This is a genomic window from Castellaniella sp. S9, assembly GCF_027257175.1.
Lineage (GTDB): Bacteria > Pseudomonadota > Gammaproteobacteria > Burkholderiales > Burkholderiaceae_B > Castellaniella.
Map to the genome: position 1 here is coordinate 247,218 of NZ_JAPFGD010000001.1, position 17,393 is coordinate 264,610.

The following is a 17,393-nucleotide window of genomic DNA, read 5'->3' on the forward strand; positions in this document are numbered from 1 at the left end:
TTTCCACTATTGAAAGAAAATCTTTATTGAAATGAAATCTCCTGTCCATCTGAACGCCTTGCGGGCATTTGAGGTCAGCGCCCGCCTCCAGAGTTTTTCCGCAGCAGCAGCCGAACTGAACGTGACGCCTGCAGCCGTCGGTCAGCTCGTGCGCACGCTGGAAGACTGGCTAGGTACGCCGCTATTCGTGCGGGGCAACAGCGGGAAGGCGCGGCTAAGCCCAACCGAGGCGGCCGAGCGCGCGTTACCAGACATCCGGACTGGCTTCGACCGGTTGACGCTAGGCTTGGAACGGCTGCAAGAGGGATCAACAAGCGGGGTGCTCACCGTGACGGTAAGTCCAGCATTTGCCGCCAAGTGGCTGCTGCCTCGGATAGATCGGTTCCAAACCGCTTGTCCGGACATCGATGTACGCTTGGACACCAATCACAAATCGGTGGACTTCGCCGGCCAGCGCATCGACATCGGTGTGCGCTACGGCATGGGGAACTGGCCAGGCCTGAAGGCCGACAAACTCATGGACGAAGAGGCTTTCCCGGTATGCTCTCCTGAGCTGCTACGTCAGCGCAGGCAACTAAGCGAGCCAGGTGATCTAATTCGCGAAACACTGATTCATGACTTAACGATGGCCGGCCAGGCGGGCTTCCCGACATGGGAGGAGTGGCTGAAGAAAGCTGGCGTTAATGACACAGCGACGATCCGACGCGGCATGCAGATCAATAATTCCGCAGCCGTGCTGCAGACAGCTATCGAGGGACACGGCATCGCGCTCGCACGCAGTATCATGGCCCGCGACGATCTGTCGAGCGGGCGCCTGGTGAGACTATTCCCGGACATCAGCTTTGCGTTGAATGTGTCTTATTACATCGTTTACCGACCCGAATGCGCCAATCTACCCAGATTAGCGGCATTCAGGGAGTGGTTAATCACTGAGGCGGATGACTAATCTCAAAGTAAATTTCAAACGGAAGGGCTGCGCTGTCGCCCAATCTCCCAAAACACTCTACCACCATGCACTGTTGCAGCGATCTGCTGGCCCAGCCGCTGCTCGATCACCGGTCGCCACGGCACCAGACTGAATTCCATGCCGTCATCAAGCATCGCGTAACGCCCGCTGGCGAGCATGATCGAGCGTCGGTAGATACCGGCCACGCGCTGTCCGTCAAACAAGGGATGATGCTCCAGTCCTGTGTCGGCGGCAATGTCCTTCGCAGCCCGCGCCAGTTCCCGGTTGCGCAGCATCGTCAGCAGGTTGCGAGCGAAGATCGTGCGCTGCCCACGCCGCTCGACCAGCCCCTGTTCAGCCAGAAAGTCGGTGCGCTCCTGCAAGGCTTGTTTGGCTTCGCCACCAAAGCCCGTATCCCCCAGTCCTTTGCCTCCACCGATCAGTTGGTGATCCAGCCACGTGGCGCCGATCGCGCGAGTTTGCCGATCGATTGGCAGGTGCGATTTCAGTTCCACATACACACCGCCCAGCCGCTGCGCGTCGTATTGGCGGCCTCGTTCGGGCAGATCGCTTGGTATTTTCCATAGTCCTTCGGCTACACGCTCCTCGAGCAGCTCGGGATATTGCACCGGTATGCCAAGCTGGCGATTCCACTCGTTGGCAATTGGCGCCAGGCGCGGGAACAGCTCGTGACGAAGTCGATCGACCAGATCTGGGAGCGGGTAAGAAAAATACTTATATTCCCCACGGCCGAATCCATGGCGAGCCATCGAAATCTTCGTTCGAAAGCCATCATCCTGACCATACAGTGCCGAGAGATTCCTGCACTCAGCAATGGTCAGTACTCGAGGCAGAATGGCATAGCCATCAGCGTTCAGCGATCGGTGCACCTGATTCCAGAGGCCGAGGTCGGCTGCGCTGTAAGCGGCCTCCATCGATTCTGAACTCATTGCTCCGCCTCTTCAGCCAGCAGCGCGCGTTTGCGATCCACGCCCCATCGATAGCCCGAAATCGATCCATCACTGCGCAGCACGCGGTGGCACGGGATGGCAATATAGAAATCTGAAGACTCCTCGAAACTCCAATCCTTGCGGTTGAATTCTGTAAAGGTCACCAGCGGGGAAAGCGCGCGATTAACCGTATCCACGGCGCGAGCGCGCCTGTGTCGAACAGGTATAAGCATCGTCCTTCAGTCTGTCCCAACGCTCATTGAAGGCAAGTGCCGACAGGCACGCGGCAGGCGCGGGATGGAAGCCGTACGGCCGTGACGACAAGGTCGGCACGGGGCGCTGCCCGACAGCCCGGCGGCGCTTGCGCCGACTCGCACGGATTTATCCACAGATTCTGTGAGCAAGCCTGTGCATAAGAGATGAAGACTTTATGACAGCCCTTGTCATTCCCTGCCTTGCGCCTGGATGGGCTGCTATATGTCCATTGAGGTCAAGACCACCTGACACTTGGCCGCACGCGCAGCGATGCTTTTGCCGACACGTTCAGGCTCTGACTGTTCAATTTGCCGCTCGCTTCAACGCAACATCTGCACTCACACAGTCTTTGTGCGCTGTACTTCGACCGTGACGTGCGACAGCTCGTGGATCGGCGCCAGCAGCACCTTGTAGTCCTCGGATTCCTTCGGTTTGCGGGCGATCAACGAGACGATGGCGGCAAAATGACCCGGACCGACCTGCCAGACATGCAGATCCGTGATCTGGTCGCCTGTCGGCTCCAGCACTTCCCGAATCTCCCGCTGCACTTGTCTACTTTCAGTTGTGGCGTCAAGCAACACGCTGCCAGAGTCGCGAATCAGCCCCCATGACCAGCGAACAATCACCAGTGCGCCGACGACGCCCATGGCCGGATCGGCCCATGTCCAACCGTAGCCGCGCCCTGCGAGCAGCGCGACAATGGCCAACACTGAAGTCAGCGCATCGGCCAGCACATGCAAGTAGGCGGCACGCAGGTTGTTGTCACGGCCTTTGCCCGGCGTGCGGTGGGCATCGTGGCTGTGGTGATGAGCATGAGGGTGGCCGTGGTGATGTCCATGATGCGCATGATCATATTTCAGCAGCCAGGCGCACAGCAGATTGACAACCAGCCCCACGACGGCCACCGCAATCGCTTGATTGAAATCGATATGAATCGGTTGGGTGAGCCGTACCAGGCTTTCCCAGCCAATCAGCAAAGCGATCAGGGCCAGCAGCACCGCACTGGCAAAACCGGCCAAGTCACCGAGCTTGCCGGTGCCGAAGGAAAAACGCGGATTGCCCACATGCCTGCGCGCAAAACGGTAGGCCAGCACGGCAATCAGCATGGCTCCGGCATGCGTTGACATATGCCAGCCGTCTGCCACCAATGCCATGGAGCCATAGAGCGTGCCGGCAATGATTTCCACCAGCATCATGCTGGCCGTGAGGGCAATGACCAGCCACACCCTGCGTTCATTGCGCTGGTGGTCGCCACCGAGAAAGAAGTGAGTGTGGCCCGAGGCCGGGATGGTGTTCGTCGTCATCAGGAGTCCTGTATGTCGCAAGCGGCGCGTAAGCAAAGAGTCATTTCATGTAAGCCCGGATGACCGCAATCATTTCCTCGCCACCTTGGTGTCGCTCCTTATCGGTTTCGGCCATCAGGACATGTTCACGCAAGTGATCTTCCATCACTTCTGTCGTCAACCCATTGACGGCACCCCGTACGGATGCGATCTGACGCAGCACTTCCGCACAAGCGGCTTCCGAACCCAAGGCGCGCTCAATACCTTCCAACTGCCCTTTGATTCGACGGACCCGGGCGATTAGCTTGTCTTTCTGGCGGGATGTATGGGACATGAAAATTAACATCCAAATATAGTATAGGAGGCTATATTATATAGTATGTTATGCAAGGACCAGCTAATGGCGCATCCGTGATAGCAGATGTACGGATCCAGCTTGAATTGCAGTTTACGGCTGTTTCACCGTTACCGAATCACCGCGAATGCGATGACCGACTGGGATCTTGGGTTCCCGGGTTGTGTAGCTGCTGTGTAAGCAAATTCGGGGAACGCTTGTTATTCATTCTGGCAAAGCCCGGGGCGGTTCGGCCCTGCCGTCCGAATCCTGTCCATCCCACCTGCACCACGCCGGCAGCTTGCTCCGGACTTGACGCTGGTGCTCGACACATTGCGCTAGCGTGGGCCGCTGTCCATATCGCCCCGGATTTTGTCTTGATTGCCACTTCGCACGCATTCATCTTCGGGCGAACATATCGGTACGTTGATTATCGACTCACCCTACAGGAGAAAGTAATGAAGAAGCGCGGACTGATTGTCGTCGACCTGCAAAACGAATACCTGCCTACCGGCAAGCTGCCCCTTTCGGGCATCGAGGCGGCCGCCGCCAATGCGGCCCGCACTATCGCGGCCGCACGGGAAAACGGTATTCCTGTGTTCCATATCCGTCATGAGTTCGCCAACGGCGAAGCGCCGGTCTTCGTGCCAGGCACCGATGGGGTGGAGATCCAGTCGTCCGTGTCGCCCGCCGGTGACGAGCCGGTCATTGTCAAGAACCACATCAACTCCTTCCGCGATACCGACCTCAAGCAGCAGCTTGATACCCGCGGCGTCGAAGAGGTCGTGGTGGTTGGCGCGATGAGCCACATGTGCGTAGACGCCATCGTGCGCGCCGCCGTGGACATGGGCTATCCGACCACGATTCTGCACGATGCGTGCGCCACACTGGATCTCGAATTCAATGGCGTCAAGGTGCCCGCGGCCCAGGTACATGCGGCCATGATGGCCGCATTCGAATTCGGCTACGGCACCGTCAAGTCCACCGACGAATACCTGACGGCCTGAACCGTTTGAAAGTGCTTTGCCGGATGCGCCCGGCGCCTGTTGAATACACGCGCCGGGCGCGATGCTTGACCGAACTCGATCAGAACAATCATCGGGCGGCACTCAGCAGTTCAGCCAGCTCCCGTATATAGCCATCCGTGATGCGATGGCGTCGCAAGGCGGCATCGAGTTGCAGCACGTAGTCACGGTTGCTGCCCAAAGGCCCTTTCGCAGACGCAATAAAGGGCGCGATGGTTTCAACGTCATCATCGATTTCATGCAGCACGCTGCCAGGATCTGCGCTGAAGATAATGGCCCGCACGATACGCCCGTCCCCCAGCGTCACCGGCGCCCAATCCGGCCGGTAAGCGCCGCCCACCATTTCGCGTCGCCATACTATTCTGAGCTCCTGCTCCAGTGTTTTCTCATCCAGACGCAGCGCCAATCCATCCGTAGCGCCCCCAGCAACCAGCGACATCATGCGTCCGGGTTGCCTTTGACAGGCGCGCCCGATCAACAGCCTGATGCAAAAACTGCGCCGCCAGCCAGGCAGTGTAGCGGGACAACTTTCCACGAACCGGAATAAGGGATTCCAGATCAACGAGCCGTAGGCAAAGATCCACACGGGCTCTCCCGGCACCCGCTTGGCCAGCATGCCTTGCATGGAGGTTTCAATGCGTTCGTCCGGCCACCATTCAATGCCGGGAGCGTCCTTGAAAGCATTCAAAAACGTTCCGTCGCCAAGCGACTTGCGGTCAAGCATCGACACGATCCTTGTTCGTTTAACTCGACGAAAATTCTTCGTCCCGTATGAACACATTCTGCAGCATGCCGTAGGCGTCGGCAATGAGTTCGGTCGACCGATATATCGCGTCGGGTGAATGCCCCAGGTTCAATATCATCAACTCATCCGCCTGAACGCGCCCTTGCCAAGTGTTGAGCTGCCCGGCAACCTGCTGGCCGGTGCCGCTCATGATCTTCGCATTCCACATGTCCATGATGCGACGTTCAGTGGCCGAATAATCGTACGCTTCAGCTTCTTGCACCGTCGGCACCACAAAAGAACGGCGCGTGGTCATGCGCATCATGGCGTGGGAATAAGCCCAGGCCTGGCGTCCGGCTTCCCGCTCATCGTCCGCAGCCATCACGCCAAAGCTGGCGATGACATACGGCCGATCCAGCACGTCGGAGGGTTGAAACTGGCTGCGATACGCCTCCAGCGCCATCATCACGTTCTGATCGGCCAGATGCGCGGCAAACGCGAACGGAAAGCCCAGGCGCGCCGCCAGCCGCGCCGAATAATCCGAAGAGCCCAGCAGCCAGACGGGCGGGCGCTCGAAAGAACGCGGCACGCCGTTTTCATGATCCTGTCTGGGGCCGGGTACGGCATACACCTCATTCCTGAAGGGGTGGTCTTCAGGAAAATCATTGTCCAGAAAGGCCAGCAATTCCATCAACTGAGCCGGGAAGTCCTCGGCGCCGATTTGTCCACGCCTCAGCGCAGCGGCGGTATTCATGTCGGTGCCGGGTGCCCGGCCGACGCCCAGATCAACGCGGCCCGGCGCCATCGATGCCAGCAGCCCGAATTGCTCAGCCACAACCAGTGGCGGGAAGTTGGGCAGCATCATGCCGCCCGCGCCCAGGCGAATCCGCCTGGTTTCGCTGACCAGCCGCGCCAGCAGCATGGCCGGCGACGAGGTGGTGACGCCCGGCATCGAATGGTGCTCGGCCACCCAATAGCGGTTGAAGCCGCGCCGGTCCGCCAGGCGAGCCAGATCGACACTGGCGGCCAGGGCCTCACGTGCGTTCAGCCCCCGGCCCGCCATGGCGAAGTCAAGAATGGAGATGGGAAAAGGCGCTGCGCCCCGGCGCTCGCCCACGATCGGATGGCTCACTATCGTTCTCTCTGGAATTGGAATCGTCTCGGCTGTGCCTGTGCGGACAGCCGGCTGATGATTGACAGTGTGGCGCAATAAGGCCTTTGCTTACATGGGCCTGACTGACATTCTTCGATGATTTTGGGCCATTCCGCATGTCCATGGCCCGGCCTGCGTTTACGTTTACTTTTGAGCGAGCAAGCTGTTGAAAAAAGTACGCCGGTAGTTTGAGGGTGAGGTGCCCAGCTGGCTGGCAAACTGCTGGCGCAGCGACAAGGCCGTGCCAAAGCCGACCTCCGAGGCGATGCACTCCACCGAACGCTCAGTGGTTTCCAGCAATCGCTGTGCTTGGGCCACCCGTTCGGCGTTCAGCCATCTGGTGACAGTCGTGCCGGTGGCTTCCCGAAAACGGCGCGTGAAGGTCCGGCGGCTCATGTGCGCAACCTCGGCCAGCGTATCGACGGAAAGATTCTCCGACAAATTGGTACGCGCCCATTCCAGTACGCCGGGCAGGCGGTGTTCGCTGGGCAATTGGGCCACCGGCCGCTCGATGTACTGAGCCTGGCCGCCCTGGCGATGCGGCGGTGTCACAAGAAGGCGGGCCATGTGGTTGGCCACCTCGGAGCCGTGCCGCTGCCGCACCAGGTGCAGACAGCAATCGATGGCCGCAACCGTGCCGGCGGACGTGACGATGTGGTCGTCATCCACATACAGAACATCGGGGCGAAACAAGACTTTCGGAAAGCGCCGGGCAAATGTTTCACGCGCGGCCCAATGGGTGGTGGCCTCTCTTCCATCGAGCAAGCCGGCATCGCCCAGGGCGAAAGCGCCCAGGCACAAGCCCACGATCAGCTTGCCCTTTTTGTGCGCCTTGCGCAACGCGGCGGACAGCGCTTCTGGCGTGACAACCTCCGGATCGCTCCATGCGGGAATGATGACGATGTCCGCCTTGTTCAAGGCTTCCAGTCCATCGTTCACTTCTATCACCATGCCTTGATCGCTGTGCATCCGGCCCGGTGTCAGGGCGAAATAGCGAACCTCGTAGCCCGGTAGCTCCCCGGACTTGTCAAAGGTACTCAATACCGTGCCTGGCACGGATAGATGGAACAGGCTGACGCCTTCAAAGGCAAAAACAGCAACACGAACGGGAGACATGGCAAGCTTGAAAGAACGATCGAATTGGCCTAAATTTATCTAATATATATATTCAGGTCAATAGATGTATGGCCGGACCCATTGGATGACAGACGCATGCACAAGAAACCTCCAATCGAAATCGGGATTGTTTTGTACCCGAACGCTCAGATGGCGGCAGTGCTTGGGCTGACCGATCTATTTGTGCTCGCCCAGCAATTGGCGGCGCGGCATGGGAACGAAAACATGGCACGCGTCCGCGTAAGCCACTGGCAACTGAAAGATGCAGAACATCCGCCGGTCCGTGTGTACGATTCCCTGCCCGCCAAGAGCGGTTCACCTGAAGTGCTGATTCTGCCCCCCAGCCTTGAAGAACCTATCTCTTCCCAATGCGCCCAGCCTTATCTGAACTGGCTGCTTGCCCGACATCAGGCGGGCGTCACGCTCGCTTCCGTCTGCGCGGGCGCTTTCCTGCTGGCCGAAACCGGGCTGCTTGCGGGACGCACCATTACCACTCATTGGCTCTATGCGGAGAAGTTCATGGGCCGCTTTCCCGACGTCAGCCTGGACGTCGATCAACTCATCATCGATTCCGACGATATCTTGACCGCGGGTGGGGCCATGGCCTGGACGGATCTAGGCCTGCGCCTGGTGGACCGCTACCTGGGTGCGGCGGTGATGATCGATACGGCGCAAATGCTGCTGGTCGACCCGCCTGGGCGGCAGCAGCGCTACTACAGCGCCTTTGCGCCACGCCTTTCCCACGGTGATGATGCCATCCTGGTCATTCAACACTGGCTGGAAGAAACCGGCGCGAAGGATATCTCGCTGGCCAATATGGCGCAGCGGGCCAACATGGAAGAACGCACGTTTCTTCGAAGGTTTCGCAAAGCGACCGGCATGACCACCACCGACTACACCCAGCGCCTGAAGGTGGGCAGGGCACGGGAGATGTTGCAGACCACCGCGGCACCCATCGACACTGTCGCCTGGGACGTGGGCTACAGCGACACCGGCGCTTTTCGCAAGGTTTTCACCCGTATCGTCGGGCTGACACCCAGCGACTATCGACGCCGATTCAATGCGGGATGATTCTTGGCGACAAGGAAGATGTCCTGCGTGCCGCCAAGGCCATGCCCGATGCAACCATCGTCGCCACGCACATGGACGCCATCAACCACATGGCGCAAACCCGGGTTGAGCTGCATGAGTTCGTGCAGAAAAACGGCGTAGCGGATCGTGTCGAAGTCCCTGAGGACGGCGAATCGGTGAAGCTTTAATGACGGAGGTGCGGACCAAAAACCCGGACCGCAACAAGCGCTTACGCCCTTTGTTGTCCAGCTACCACAGAGCACATAGCTTCTTACGCTTGACCTTCCAATCGTGGGAATCTGTATTCTTCTCTTAATCTGTTTGAATTGAACGATAAGGAGGTGGGATTTGAATACCCTGACCCTACAGGAAAGCGCGTTGACAACCGCGATCAGTCTGCCGATCGAAGGCATGACCTGTGCATCGTGCGTGGGCCGCGTCGAAAAAGCTTTGAGTAAGGTGGAAGGCGTTGATTCGGTCACCGTCAACCTGGCAACCGAGCGGGCTGACATCAAGACAAGCGGTCCCGTTGATCGCCAGATGCTCGTCGACACCATCAAGAGCGCCGGTTACAACGTACCCGCCAGCACCATCGATCTTTCGGTTGAAGGCATGACCTGCGCATCGTGCGTGGGCCGGGTCGAGAAAGCGCTCAAAGCTGTTCCCGGTGTGGCCGAGGCCACGGTGAACCTGGCCACTGAACGCGCCAGCGTGCATGGCAGCGCCGGTGCCAACGCCCTGATCGCCGCGATCGCGGCAGCGGGCTATAAGGCGCTGCCCATAGACGCCGAGGCATCCGCCGACGAAGAAGCCGCCAACGAGCGCAAGAACGCTGAGCGCGTAGCACTGAAGCGCGACCTGACTCTTGCCGCCATCCTCACGCTATCGGTCTTCGTACTGGAAATGGGTTCGCACCTGATTCCAGGTGTGTCTGAACTGATCCTGCGCACCATTGGCGCGCAGTGGAACTGGTATATCCAGTTTGCACTGACGACGCTGGTGCTGGTCATGCCGGGTATCCGCTTCTACCGGCAGGGCATTCCAGCGCTTTTTCGTCTGGCGCCTGACATGAATTCGCTGGTCGCGGTCGGCACCTTCGCAGCCTATGCCTATTCCCTGGTCGCCACCTTCGCGCCATCGCTACTACCCGCTGGCACCGTCAACGTTTATTACGAGGCAGCGGCGGTCATCGTCACGTTGATCCTGCTTGGCCGTTATCTGGAGGCGCGCGCCAAGGGCCGCACATCCGAAGCCATCAAGCGGCTGGTCGGGCTACAGGCGAAAACCGCACGCGTCCAGCGCAACGGTAGCATACTGGAAATTCCGATCGCCGACGTCGTGGCCGGTGACATCATTGAGGTGCGTCCTGGAGAGCGTATTCCCGTCGATGGAGAAGTCACGCAGGGCCAAAGCTATGTCGATGAATCCATGATCACCGGCGAACCCATCCCGGTGGCCAAGACGGTGGACAGTAAGCTGGTCGGGGGCACCGTCAATCAGAAAGGCGCATTGTCTTTCCGTGCCACAGCGGTGGGCGGCGCCACTGTCCTCGCGCAGATTATCCGCATGGTCGAACAAGCGCAAGGATCAAAACTCCCCATCCAGGCGCTGGTGGACAAGGTGACCATGTGGTTTGTGCCGGCTGTCATGGGTGTTGCCGTGCTGACCTTCCTCGTCTGGCTCGTCTTCGGCCCGCAACCGGCACTGACCTTTGCGCTCGTCAATGCCGTGGCCGTGCTGATTATTGCTTGCCCTTGCGCCATGGGCCTGGCGACGCCCACCTCGATCATGGTGGGCACAGGGCGCGGTGCAGAGCTGGGCGTGCTTTTCCGTAAAGGCGAAGCGCTGCAATTGCTGAAGGATGCCAAAGTCGTCGCCGTGGACAAGACCGGCACGCTGACCGAGGGCCGTCCGACGTTAACCGACCTCGAAGTCGCTGAGGACTTTCAGCGCCCGGATGTACTCAGCCGGATCGCCGCTGTCGAGGCGAAGTCCGAACACCCCATCGCGCGCGCCATCGTCGAGGCGGCCGACAACAAGGGGATCGCGATTCCAGGCATCACAAACTTCGAATCGATCACCGGCTTCGGCGTGAAAGCGCAAGTCAACGGAGAATGGGTTGAGGTCGGCGCGGACCGCTACATGCGCAAACTGGGGCTCAAGGTTGACGTTTTCGCGGCAACCGCCGAGCGCCTGGGGAATGAAGGCAAGACGCCACTCTATGCGGCCATCGGTGGCCAATTGGCTGCGATCGTCGCGGTCGCTGACCCGATCAAGGCAACGACGCCCGCTGCCATCGAGGCACTGCACAACCTTGGCCTGAAGGTGGCGATGATCACGGGAGATAACCACCGCACGGCAGAAGCCATTGCGCGTCAGCTTGGCATTGACGAAGTCATTGCCGAAGTCCTGCCGGAAGGCAAAGTCGACGCGGTGCGTAAGCTAAAAACCGAGCACGGGCAACTTGCATTCGTGGGCGACGGGATTAACGACGCGCCGGCGCTGGCCGAAGCGGATGTCGGTCTGGCTGTAGGCACCGGCACAGATATCGCCATTGAGGCGGCCGACGTAGTGTTGATGTCGGGGAACCTGATGGGTGTATCCACCGCCATCGCACTGTCGCGGGCGACGATCGGCAACATCCGTCAGAACTTATTCTGGGCCTTCGCCTACAACACCGCCCTGATTCCGGTGGCGGCGGGTGTTCTGTACCCTACCTGGAACATCCTCTTATCGCCAATTTTTGCGGCAGGGGCAATGGCACTTTCCAGTGTCTTCGTTCTAGGCAACGCGCTTCGCTTGCGTGGATTCCGTGCCCCCATACACGCCATGGCGGACCCGGCGTAAATAGAAAGGAGGTATTGAGATGAATATCGGGCAAGCGGCAAACGCCTCAGGTGTCTCAGCGAAGATGATCCGATACTATGAACAAACCGGACTGATCCCCCCGGCCAATCGTAAGGAGTCGGGTTATCGCTATTATTCTGCGTCTGATGTGCACATGCTGCGGTTTATTCGCCGAGGGCGTGATCTTGGCTTTCCAGTGGCCAAGATCAATGAGCTCTTGGGCCTCTGGCGCGACAAATCGCGCCAGAACGCTGACGTGAAACGTATCGCTACGGCTCACATAACAGAGCTGCGCGAGAAGATCGACAGTCTGACACAAATTACCAATACGCTTCAGACCTTGATCGAGTGTTGCTCCGGCGATGACCGTCCCGATTGTCCGATTTTGGACGACCTCGAGAACGCAGCCGATAGGTAGCTGGGCCACTACTGTGCGACCGCGCTTGGCGAATGCACTGGATGCCCACAGGAAGCCTATGCTACTGGACCTCGGGAGGAGACAACTGGAGCGGATAGGCGGAATCGAACCGCGTCCCGTTACAAACTTCATGTCACGCTGGGGAACTTAAAGCAGGATTTCTGTGTCAACCTTACTTCTACCTGAACAGCAGAAGGATGGACCTATGAAATGCCCTGTATGCAAAGATACGGACCTGACGATGTCCTCACGCCAGAATATAGAAATTGATTACTGCCCTCAGTGTCGCGGGGTATGGCTGGACCGTGGAGAACTCGACAAGTTGATTGAACGTAGCGCCCAAGAAGCCTCGCCAGCGCCGCAACATCAACAGCCATCATATCCTGCACGCGACTACGACAGGTCACATTCGGGGTACGACAAACGGTACAAAAAGAAATCGTTCTGGCATGAAATCTTTGATTGACTCAAGTACCTGGCGATCAACCCGGGCGCCCTACCGCGCCTAATTGCGCCACGGCGCACGGCCTGATGCCGGCGGTCCAGCCGTCTTGCTTCGTGCCCGAGGGGGCGGCGGAAATTGCGGGCAGGCACAACGCTTTCGCAACTTGCGATGCTATCCGCGCCCCGCTCTCCCAGCGGGGGCCATGTCATTCCTCGGTAATCGGCGCGCCTGCCGCCCCCTTCTGCGCAGACTCAATGCTGTGCCGTGCGCTTTGCTTGCTCGAGTAGCCCTCAGATCGGCCCTAGTCATCCTCGCCCTGGTCATCCTGGTCGCCTCGATGATGACGGTGTCTATGGCCACCGTCATCATCCCCTTGCGAATTCCAGCCGCCGTCTCCGCGATGCCGGTAGTATCCTTCGTCATACACCACGCATCCAGCCAAAACAGACAGCATCACGACAGCCAATAACAGTCTCATTTCAGCACCTTGCTGCTTGTAGTGATCTTGATTCTATCGAGACGCTGGCTGACCGGGCCTTGCAAACAGTAACCGGACACGACTTACCCACAACCGCGGCGAACAACAGCATGGATAACCCTGCGATAGGCACGCATCGCCATGCAAGCAGCCCTAATCATGTATATCCATCGCTGGATAGTAGCTTCAGGAAGTAGCTGCTCAGTAAGGTTATACGTGCTCAGTGGGAAATATTAAAACCCTCCCAGTTCGGGTGCTCAAAATGCGCCCCGCATGCAGTATCAGAATCATTAATGAGAATGAGCTGCATTACTTTCCAACTGAATCTCTCTTGAAACTTGTCACCCGTCAATGGTTGAGAGCGGCCTTGCGTCTTACGATGAAACCATCAATAAACGTCAAGGAGCAAACAAATGACAACGCAGATGAGCATGAGAAAAGCCGTTTTCACCATGGAGCCCTTCACCTGTCCGTCTTGCGTGAAGAAGATCGAAAATACGGTGAGCAAAATCGACGGCGTGCAAGAAGTGAAAGTGATGTTCAACTCGGGGCGCGTCCGGGTCGAGTTCGATGAAGACAGAACCACGGCCGATACAGTACAAGAGACCATCGTGAAACTGGGTTATCCAGTGCTCTCAAAGAAAGTCGCATAACCCGGCATCAGTCGCCTTTAACGACCCTCTGATATTGGCCGTCACAAGCGGCCAATATCGGGCCTCCTGGCTGGATGCACTGGAGCATGACATGAAAAACCTCAAAAATTCCCACATAGCTGGCATCACCGGCCTGTTGCTGCTGATTGCTTTTGGTTTGCACTGGGCCGATCTTTCGCAGTGGAAGGACTATGTCCTGATTGCGTCCTCATTGTTCGCCGGCTACTTTATCGCCATAAAGGCCTTCCAAGCATTGCGCATGAAGGCCTTTAGCATTGAGCTGCTGGTTACAATCGCCGTCATAGGCGCCCTGATCATCGGCGAATATGTCGAATCGGCAGTGGTGACTTTTCTCTTTATCTTTGGTGCGTACCTGGAATCGCGCACCCTGGAAAAGACGCGCTCGTCCCTGCGTAACCTAATCGACCAGACTCCGACTGAAGCCACCGCGATTCGCCCGGAAGGCCACATCAAGCTTCCCGTCGAAGACGTGGTGAAGGGAGATCGAATACTGATTCGCTCCGGCGAGAAAGTGGCGGTCGACGGGGCCATCGTGTCGGGTCAGGCACTGATTGTTGAAGCCGCCATTACCGGTGAATCCGTCCCGGCCAGCAAGGCCATCGGCGACCGAGTGTTTAGCGGCACCATCATCGACAACGGCTACATTGAAGTGACCGCCGACCGCGTGGGCGACGATACCACTTTTGCCAAGATCATCGAAATGGTGGAAGAAGCCCAGGAAACCAAGACCACCACGCAGAAGTTTCTCGATCGGTTCGCCCAGATCTATACGCCAACCATCGTGATCCTCTCCATACTGGTATACGTCCTCTCACGCAACGTTGAACTGGCCCTGACCTTCCTGGTCATCGCCTGTCCCGGTGCGCTGGTCATCTCCGCCCCCGTGTCCATGGTCGCAGGCATCGGCAACGGTGCGCGTAATGGGGTGCTCGTCAAGGGGGGTGAAATCATGGAAAAACTCTCTAAGATCGACCTGGTCATTTTCGACAAAACGGGCACCCTCACCAAGGGCAAGCCTGAAGTCACTGAAGTGAAAAGCTGGGGCATAGAAGAAAACACGCTGCTGCGCCTGGTAGCAGAGGCCGAGCAGCTTTCGGAACACCATCTGGGGCAAACCATCGTGGCTGAAGCCAAAAAGCGCGAACTGCCCTTGAACGAAGATCCTCAGGATGTCGCCATCATCAAGGGCGGCGGCATGGTCGCCACCGTCGGCGGGCAGCATCTGGCCATCGGCAACCGCAAGCTCATGGCAGACCAAGGCGTACCCATCGACGAGCACATCCAGGCCTACGCCACCAGCCGTGAGAAAGCAGGCAATACCGCCGTGCTGATCGCCATCGACAAGAAACTGGCAGGAGTCATCTCGATCGCCGACCAGATCAAGCCCGAAGCCAAGGCTGCCATTGAGCAGTTACGGCAGGCCGGCGTGAAGAAAACGATCATGCTGACCGGTGACAATCGGCATACGGCGCAACTGGTGGGTGATGAACTAGGCCTTGATGCTGTTCACGCCGAGCTGCTACCCCAGGACAAAGTGAAGTGGGTCAATGCACTTAAAAGCCAGGGCTATCGAGTCGCCATGGTTGGTGACGGCATCAACGATGCTCCAGCTCTTGCCACCGCCGATGTCGGTCTGGCCATGGGTGTCGGTGGTACTGATATCTCGATGGAAACCGCCGATATTGTCCTGATGTCAGACCGGCTGGATCAGTTCGCCCATGCCTATTCCCTGGCCAAAGCCACTGTACGCAACATGCAACAGAACACCATCTTGGCGGTGGGTACCGTAGCCCTGCTGCTCGCCGGCGTGCTGCTGGGCAAGATCTTCCTTGCGTCGGGCATGCTGGTCCATGAGCTCAGTGTGCTGCTGGTGACACTCAATGCCGTTAGACTCATACGCTATCGAGCTCGAGGCAGCAACGGCCGGACCTCTCATAGCACAGTGAGCCGCAGCGTCAATAGCCAAGCCGCATAAACCGTGGGACAGTAAAAGCGCCGTCACATGAATCAAGCTTGATGCTAAAAGCAACGCTCCGGCCAATCTGCCGGAGCGTTCGTCTCAACAGTCCCAGTCATACAGGAGTGTTCTAGCATGAACCTCAACCCTCTTTCAGAACTTACTTATACAACCCGCGAGCATGTGCCCGCCCTGTGCGTTTCGCGTGTACCGATCTTTAACCACCTGCCCACCCAAGCGCTCTCGGTGATCGCTGGCAAAGCGACCATGCGCACTTACGAGCGCGGGCAATTCATCCATCGATCCGGTGACCCGTCCGATAAGCTGTTCATTGTCCATACAGGCAAAATCAAAGTGTATCGCTTGGCCGATACCGGCAAAGAACAGCTTATGCGCATCCTGGACCCAGGCGATTTTGCGGGGGAGCTCGCTCTGTTTTCGTCGACGGAGCATGATTCCTATGCTGAAGCCATGCAGTCATCGGAGGTCTGTACGATCAAACGAGCCGACGTGCGCGAGCTTTTGCTTCAATATCCGGACATCAGTCTGCACGTGTTGGGCGAGCTGTCCCGGCGCCTAGGCACTAGCGAGAAGCAAATCACGGCCATTGCCACAGCGTCAATCAATGCCCGTCTGGCACAGTACCTGGCCGCCCAAGCGGAACAAGAGAACGCCACCACGTTCAGCCTGCCCATGAGTCGTAAAAATCTCGCCTCGTTCATGGGCACCACTCCCGAAACCGTCAGCCGTAGGCTGGGGGAATTCGAAGAGGCCGGATGGATCCACCAAATCGGACAGCGCAAGATCACTATTCTCGATCTCGACGCGCTGCTGCTGGCCGAATAAGACTGACGCGAGAATCGCCATGAATAGACTCGAGCTCCTCATTCCTCCGCCCGTCATCATGCTAGCGACAGGCGTCCTCATGTGGGTGTTTTCCAAGCTGCTTTCAGGATTTGCGTTTCCGTGGATCCACAGCGGCGCGTGGGGCGCAGCCACCGCTTTGCTGGGCCTGGCCATCAGCCTGTCAGCCGTTGCCACCTTCAAACACGCCCGCACGACGGTCGACCCGAGGCGACCCGCTGAAGCAACGACACTCATCACTTCCGGTATATATCTCTATAGCCGCAATCCCATGTACCTGGGCGTAATACTTGTTCTCGTCGGGTGGGCGCTATTCCTGGGCAATCTGCTATCGGCGCTGCTTATCGTTGGCTTTGCGTTGTACATCAACCGTTATCAGATTCTTCCCGAAGAGCGATTGCTCCAAGAGAAATTCGGTGCAGATTTCCTCGCATATAAAGACAAAGTACGTCGGTGGATCTAGTGTCGTGTTTGCTTAATACGTCGGCTCCCGATCCGTTCAACGAGCCAAACCATGCTCTCATACCGCACGCTGAAACATCGATTTCCGAGTGCTGTTGATCCGCTATTGTTGATACCCCTTGACCTTCCAAGCATGGCAAGGTCTAGACTGCCGCCATCCCCATCTGAAAGGAGTGTTCCATGCAGTTCCATCTCGATGACATGACTTGCGGCGGCTGCGCCCGCGCGGTGACGAAGGCGATCCAGGCGGTCGATCCGCAGGCCACCGTCGTGGCGGATCCGCCGACCCACCTGGTCCAGGTGCAGACCTCGGCACCCGAGGCGCAAATCGTCGCGGCCTTGCGCGAGGCCGGTTTCCCGCCGCGCACACAATGACGCCGGCGGCGAATCC

Annotated in this window: 18 protein-coding genes and 3 pseudogenes; 12 read left to right on the plus strand and 9 right to left on the minus strand. The window is 58.3% G+C overall.

The features are described 5' to 3' along the window. The first annotated feature begins 31 nt into the window (after positions 1-31). Positions 32-946 carry a transcriptional regulator GcvA gene (gcvA, locus tag OOZ48_RS01215; protein WP_269494852.1) on the plus strand — a complete coding sequence of 305 codons (915 nt, stop codon included), beginning with the start codon at positions 32-34 and terminating at the stop codon, positions 944-946. Positions 947-960: 14 nt separating this feature from the next. Here gcvA and OOZ48_RS01220 read toward each other — a convergent pair. From OOZ48_RS01220 to OOZ48_RS01240, 5 genes and pseudogenes are all read right to left on the minus strand, one after another. Next, a pseudogene (locus OOZ48_RS01220) lies at positions 961-1,551 on the minus strand (DUF3363 domain-containing protein); the annotation flags it as partial. 3 nt (positions 1,552-1,554) lie between these two features. Then, positions 1,555-1,896, minus strand: a pseudogene (locus OOZ48_RS18450) (2OG-Fe(II) oxygenase); the annotation flags it as partial. After that, positions 1,893-2,129 carry an MGMT family protein gene (locus OOZ48_RS01230; RefSeq protein ID WP_269494855.1) on the minus strand — a complete coding sequence of 79 codons (237 nt, stop codon included), beginning with the start codon at positions 2,127-2,129 and terminating at the stop codon, positions 1,893-1,895. The pseudogene OOZ48_RS18450 and the gene OOZ48_RS01230, both read right to left, overlap by 4 nt. Before the next feature lie 360 nt (positions 2,130-2,489). Then, positions 2,490-3,455, minus strand: coding sequence for a CDF family Co(II)/Ni(II) efflux transporter DmeF (gene dmeF, locus OOZ48_RS01235; protein ID WP_269494858.1), 966 nt, complete (start codon positions 3,453-3,455; stop codon positions 2,490-2,492). A gap of 40 nt (positions 3,456-3,495) precedes the next feature. Then, entirely contained in the window at positions 3,496-3,768 is a 273-nt protein-coding gene (locus OOZ48_RS01240) for a metal/formaldehyde-sensitive transcriptional repressor (protein WP_269494861.1), read from the minus strand. 458 nt (positions 3,769-4,226) lie between these two features. On the opposite strand from OOZ48_RS01240, the gene OOZ48_RS01245 reads away from it, so the two are divergent. Further along, positions 4,227-4,775 carry a cysteine hydrolase family protein gene (locus OOZ48_RS01245; protein WP_269494864.1) on the plus strand — a complete coding sequence of 183 codons (549 nt, stop codon included), beginning with the start codon at positions 4,227-4,229 and terminating at the stop codon, positions 4,773-4,775. A gap of 88 nt (positions 4,776-4,863) precedes the next feature. Here OOZ48_RS01245 and OOZ48_RS01250 read toward each other — a convergent pair whose 3' ends face one another. The 3 genes from OOZ48_RS01250 to OOZ48_RS01260 form a co-directional block, all read right to left on the minus strand. Then, a complete protein-coding gene (locus tag OOZ48_RS01250) occupies positions 4,864-5,517 on the minus strand; it encodes a gamma-glutamylcyclotransferase (RefSeq protein WP_269494867.1) in 654 nt (217 codons plus the stop codon). Positions 5,518-5,536: 19 nt separating this feature from the next. Next, positions 5,537-6,649 (minus strand): LLM class flavin-dependent oxidoreductase, encoded by a 1,113-nt coding sequence (locus tag OOZ48_RS01255; RefSeq protein ID WP_269494870.1) that lies wholly within the window; start codon positions 6,647-6,649, stop codon positions 5,537-5,539. A 165-nt stretch (positions 6,650-6,814) separates the two neighbouring features. Next, complete coding sequence (locus tag OOZ48_RS01260; protein ID WP_269494873.1) at positions 6,815-7,786, minus strand: GlxA family transcriptional regulator; 972 nt, start codon at positions 7,784-7,786, stop codon at positions 6,815-6,817. 96 nt (positions 7,787-7,882) lie between these two features. Between OOZ48_RS01260 and OOZ48_RS01265 the strand changes: the two genes are divergently transcribed. The 5 genes from OOZ48_RS01265 to OOZ48_RS01285 all read left to right on the plus strand — a co-directional run bounded on the left by OOZ48_RS01265 (position 7,883) and on the right by OOZ48_RS01285 (position 12,588). Beyond that, the gene (locus tag OOZ48_RS01265; protein WP_269494876.1) at positions 7,883-8,857 is read left to right on the plus strand and encodes a GlxA family transcriptional regulator; all 975 of its coding nucleotides are present in this window, start codon (positions 7,883-7,885) and stop codon (positions 8,855-8,857) included. Continuing rightward, positions 8,854-9,045, plus strand: coding sequence for a hypothetical protein (locus tag OOZ48_RS01270; protein WP_269494879.1), 192 nt, complete (start codon positions 8,854-8,856; stop codon positions 9,043-9,045). The genes OOZ48_RS01265 and OOZ48_RS01270 overlap by 4 nt, the downstream gene beginning before the upstream one ends. 160 nt (positions 9,046-9,205) lie before the next feature. Next, positions 9,206-11,704, plus strand: coding sequence for a heavy metal translocating P-type ATPase (locus OOZ48_RS01275; protein ID WP_269494882.1), 2,499 nt, complete (start codon positions 9,206-9,208; stop codon positions 11,702-11,704). Positions 11,705-11,723: 19 nt separating this feature from the next. After that, the gene (cueR, locus tag OOZ48_RS01280) at positions 11,724-12,122 is read left to right on the plus strand and encodes a Cu(I)-responsive transcriptional regulator (protein WP_269494885.1); all 399 of its coding nucleotides are present in this window, start codon (positions 11,724-11,726) and stop codon (positions 12,120-12,122) included. Positions 12,123-12,327: 205 nt separating this feature from the next. Continuing rightward, positions 12,328-12,588: a TFIIB-type zinc ribbon-containing protein gene (locus OOZ48_RS01285; RefSeq protein ID WP_269494888.1), complete on the plus strand. Its 261-nt coding sequence runs from the start codon at positions 12,328-12,330 to the stop codon at positions 12,586-12,588. 184 nt (positions 12,589-12,772) lie between these two features. Here the strand turns inward: OOZ48_RS01285 and OOZ48_RS01290 are convergent. Continuing rightward, a pseudogene (locus OOZ48_RS01290) lies at positions 12,773-12,856 on the minus strand (DUF1508 domain-containing protein); the annotation flags it as partial. Between the two features lie 602 nt (positions 12,857-13,458). On the opposite strand from OOZ48_RS01290, the gene OOZ48_RS01295 reads away from it, so the two are divergent. From OOZ48_RS01295 to OOZ48_RS01315, 5 genes are all read left to right on the plus strand, one after another. Further along, on the plus strand, positions 13,459-13,698 hold the full coding sequence (locus tag OOZ48_RS01295) for a heavy-metal-associated domain-containing protein (RefSeq protein ID WP_269494891.1): 240 nt from the start codon (positions 13,459-13,461) through the stop codon (positions 13,696-13,698). A gap of 91 nt (positions 13,699-13,789) precedes the next feature. After that, positions 13,790-15,694 (plus strand): heavy metal translocating P-type ATPase, encoded by a 1,905-nt coding sequence (locus OOZ48_RS01300; RefSeq protein ID WP_269494894.1) that lies wholly within the window; start codon positions 13,790-13,792, stop codon positions 15,692-15,694. Positions 15,695-15,811: 117 nt separating this feature from the next. Next, positions 15,812-16,522 (plus strand): Crp/Fnr family transcriptional regulator, encoded by a 711-nt coding sequence (locus OOZ48_RS01305; protein ID WP_269494897.1) that lies wholly within the window; start codon positions 15,812-15,814, stop codon positions 16,520-16,522. Between the two features lie 19 nt (positions 16,523-16,541). Next, positions 16,542-17,003 (plus strand): methyltransferase family protein, encoded by a 462-nt coding sequence (locus OOZ48_RS01310; protein WP_269494900.1) that lies wholly within the window; start codon positions 16,542-16,544, stop codon positions 17,001-17,003. A gap of 179 nt (positions 17,004-17,182) precedes the next feature. Then, the gene (locus OOZ48_RS01315; protein WP_269494903.1) at positions 17,183-17,377 is read left to right on the plus strand and encodes a heavy-metal-associated domain-containing protein; all 195 of its coding nucleotides are present in this window, start codon (positions 17,183-17,185) and stop codon (positions 17,375-17,377) included. Positions 17,378-17,393 lie beyond the last annotated feature (16 nt).

Bases quoted from the DNA above. Each gene is read 5' to 3' on its own strand.
- gcvA (WP_269494852.1), top strand. From the start codon at position 32: ATGAAATCTCCTGTCCATCTGAACGCCTTGCGGGCATTTGAGGTCAGC.
- OOZ48_RS01230 (WP_269494855.1), bottom strand. From the start codon at position 2,129: ATGCTTATACCTGTTCGACACAGGCGCGCTCGCGCCGTGGATACGGTT.
- dmeF (WP_269494858.1), bottom strand. From the start codon at position 3,455: ATGACGACGAACACCATCCCGGCCTCGGGCCACACTCACTTCTTTCTC.
- OOZ48_RS01240 (WP_269494861.1), bottom strand. From the start codon at position 3,768: ATGTCCCATACATCCCGCCAGAAAGACAAGCTAATCGCCCGGGTCCGT.
- OOZ48_RS01245 (WP_269494864.1), top strand. From the start codon at position 4,227: ATGAAGAAGCGCGGACTGATTGTCGTCGACCTGCAAAACGAATACCTG.
- OOZ48_RS01250 (WP_269494867.1), bottom strand. From the start codon at position 5,517: ATGCTTGACCGCAAGTCGCTTGGCGACGGAACGTTTTTGAATGCTTTC.
- OOZ48_RS01260 (WP_269494873.1), bottom strand. From the start codon at position 7,786: ATGTCTCCCGTTCGTGTTGCTGTTTTTGCCTTTGAAGGCGTCAGCCTG.
- OOZ48_RS01265 (WP_269494876.1), top strand. From the start codon at position 7,883: ATGCACAAGAAACCTCCAATCGAAATCGGGATTGTTTTGTACCCGAAC.
- OOZ48_RS01270 (WP_269494879.1), top strand. From the start codon at position 8,854: ATGATTCTTGGCGACAAGGAAGATGTCCTGCGTGCCGCCAAGGCCATG.
- cueR (WP_269494885.1), top strand. From the start codon at position 11,724: ATGAATATCGGGCAAGCGGCAAACGCCTCAGGTGTCTCAGCGAAGATG.
- OOZ48_RS01285 (WP_269494888.1), top strand. From the start codon at position 12,328: ATGAAATGCCCTGTATGCAAAGATACGGACCTGACGATGTCCTCACGC.
- OOZ48_RS01295 (WP_269494891.1), top strand. From the start codon at position 13,459: ATGACAACGCAGATGAGCATGAGAAAAGCCGTTTTCACCATGGAGCCC.
- OOZ48_RS01300 (WP_269494894.1), top strand. From the start codon at position 13,790: ATGAAAAACCTCAAAAATTCCCACATAGCTGGCATCACCGGCCTGTTG.
- OOZ48_RS01305 (WP_269494897.1), top strand. From the start codon at position 15,812: ATGAACCTCAACCCTCTTTCAGAACTTACTTATACAACCCGCGAGCAT.
- OOZ48_RS01310 (WP_269494900.1), top strand. From the start codon at position 16,542: ATGAATAGACTCGAGCTCCTCATTCCTCCGCCCGTCATCATGCTAGCG.
- OOZ48_RS01315 (WP_269494903.1), top strand. From the start codon at position 17,183: ATGCAGTTCCATCTCGATGACATGACTTGCGGCGGCTGCGCCCGCGCG.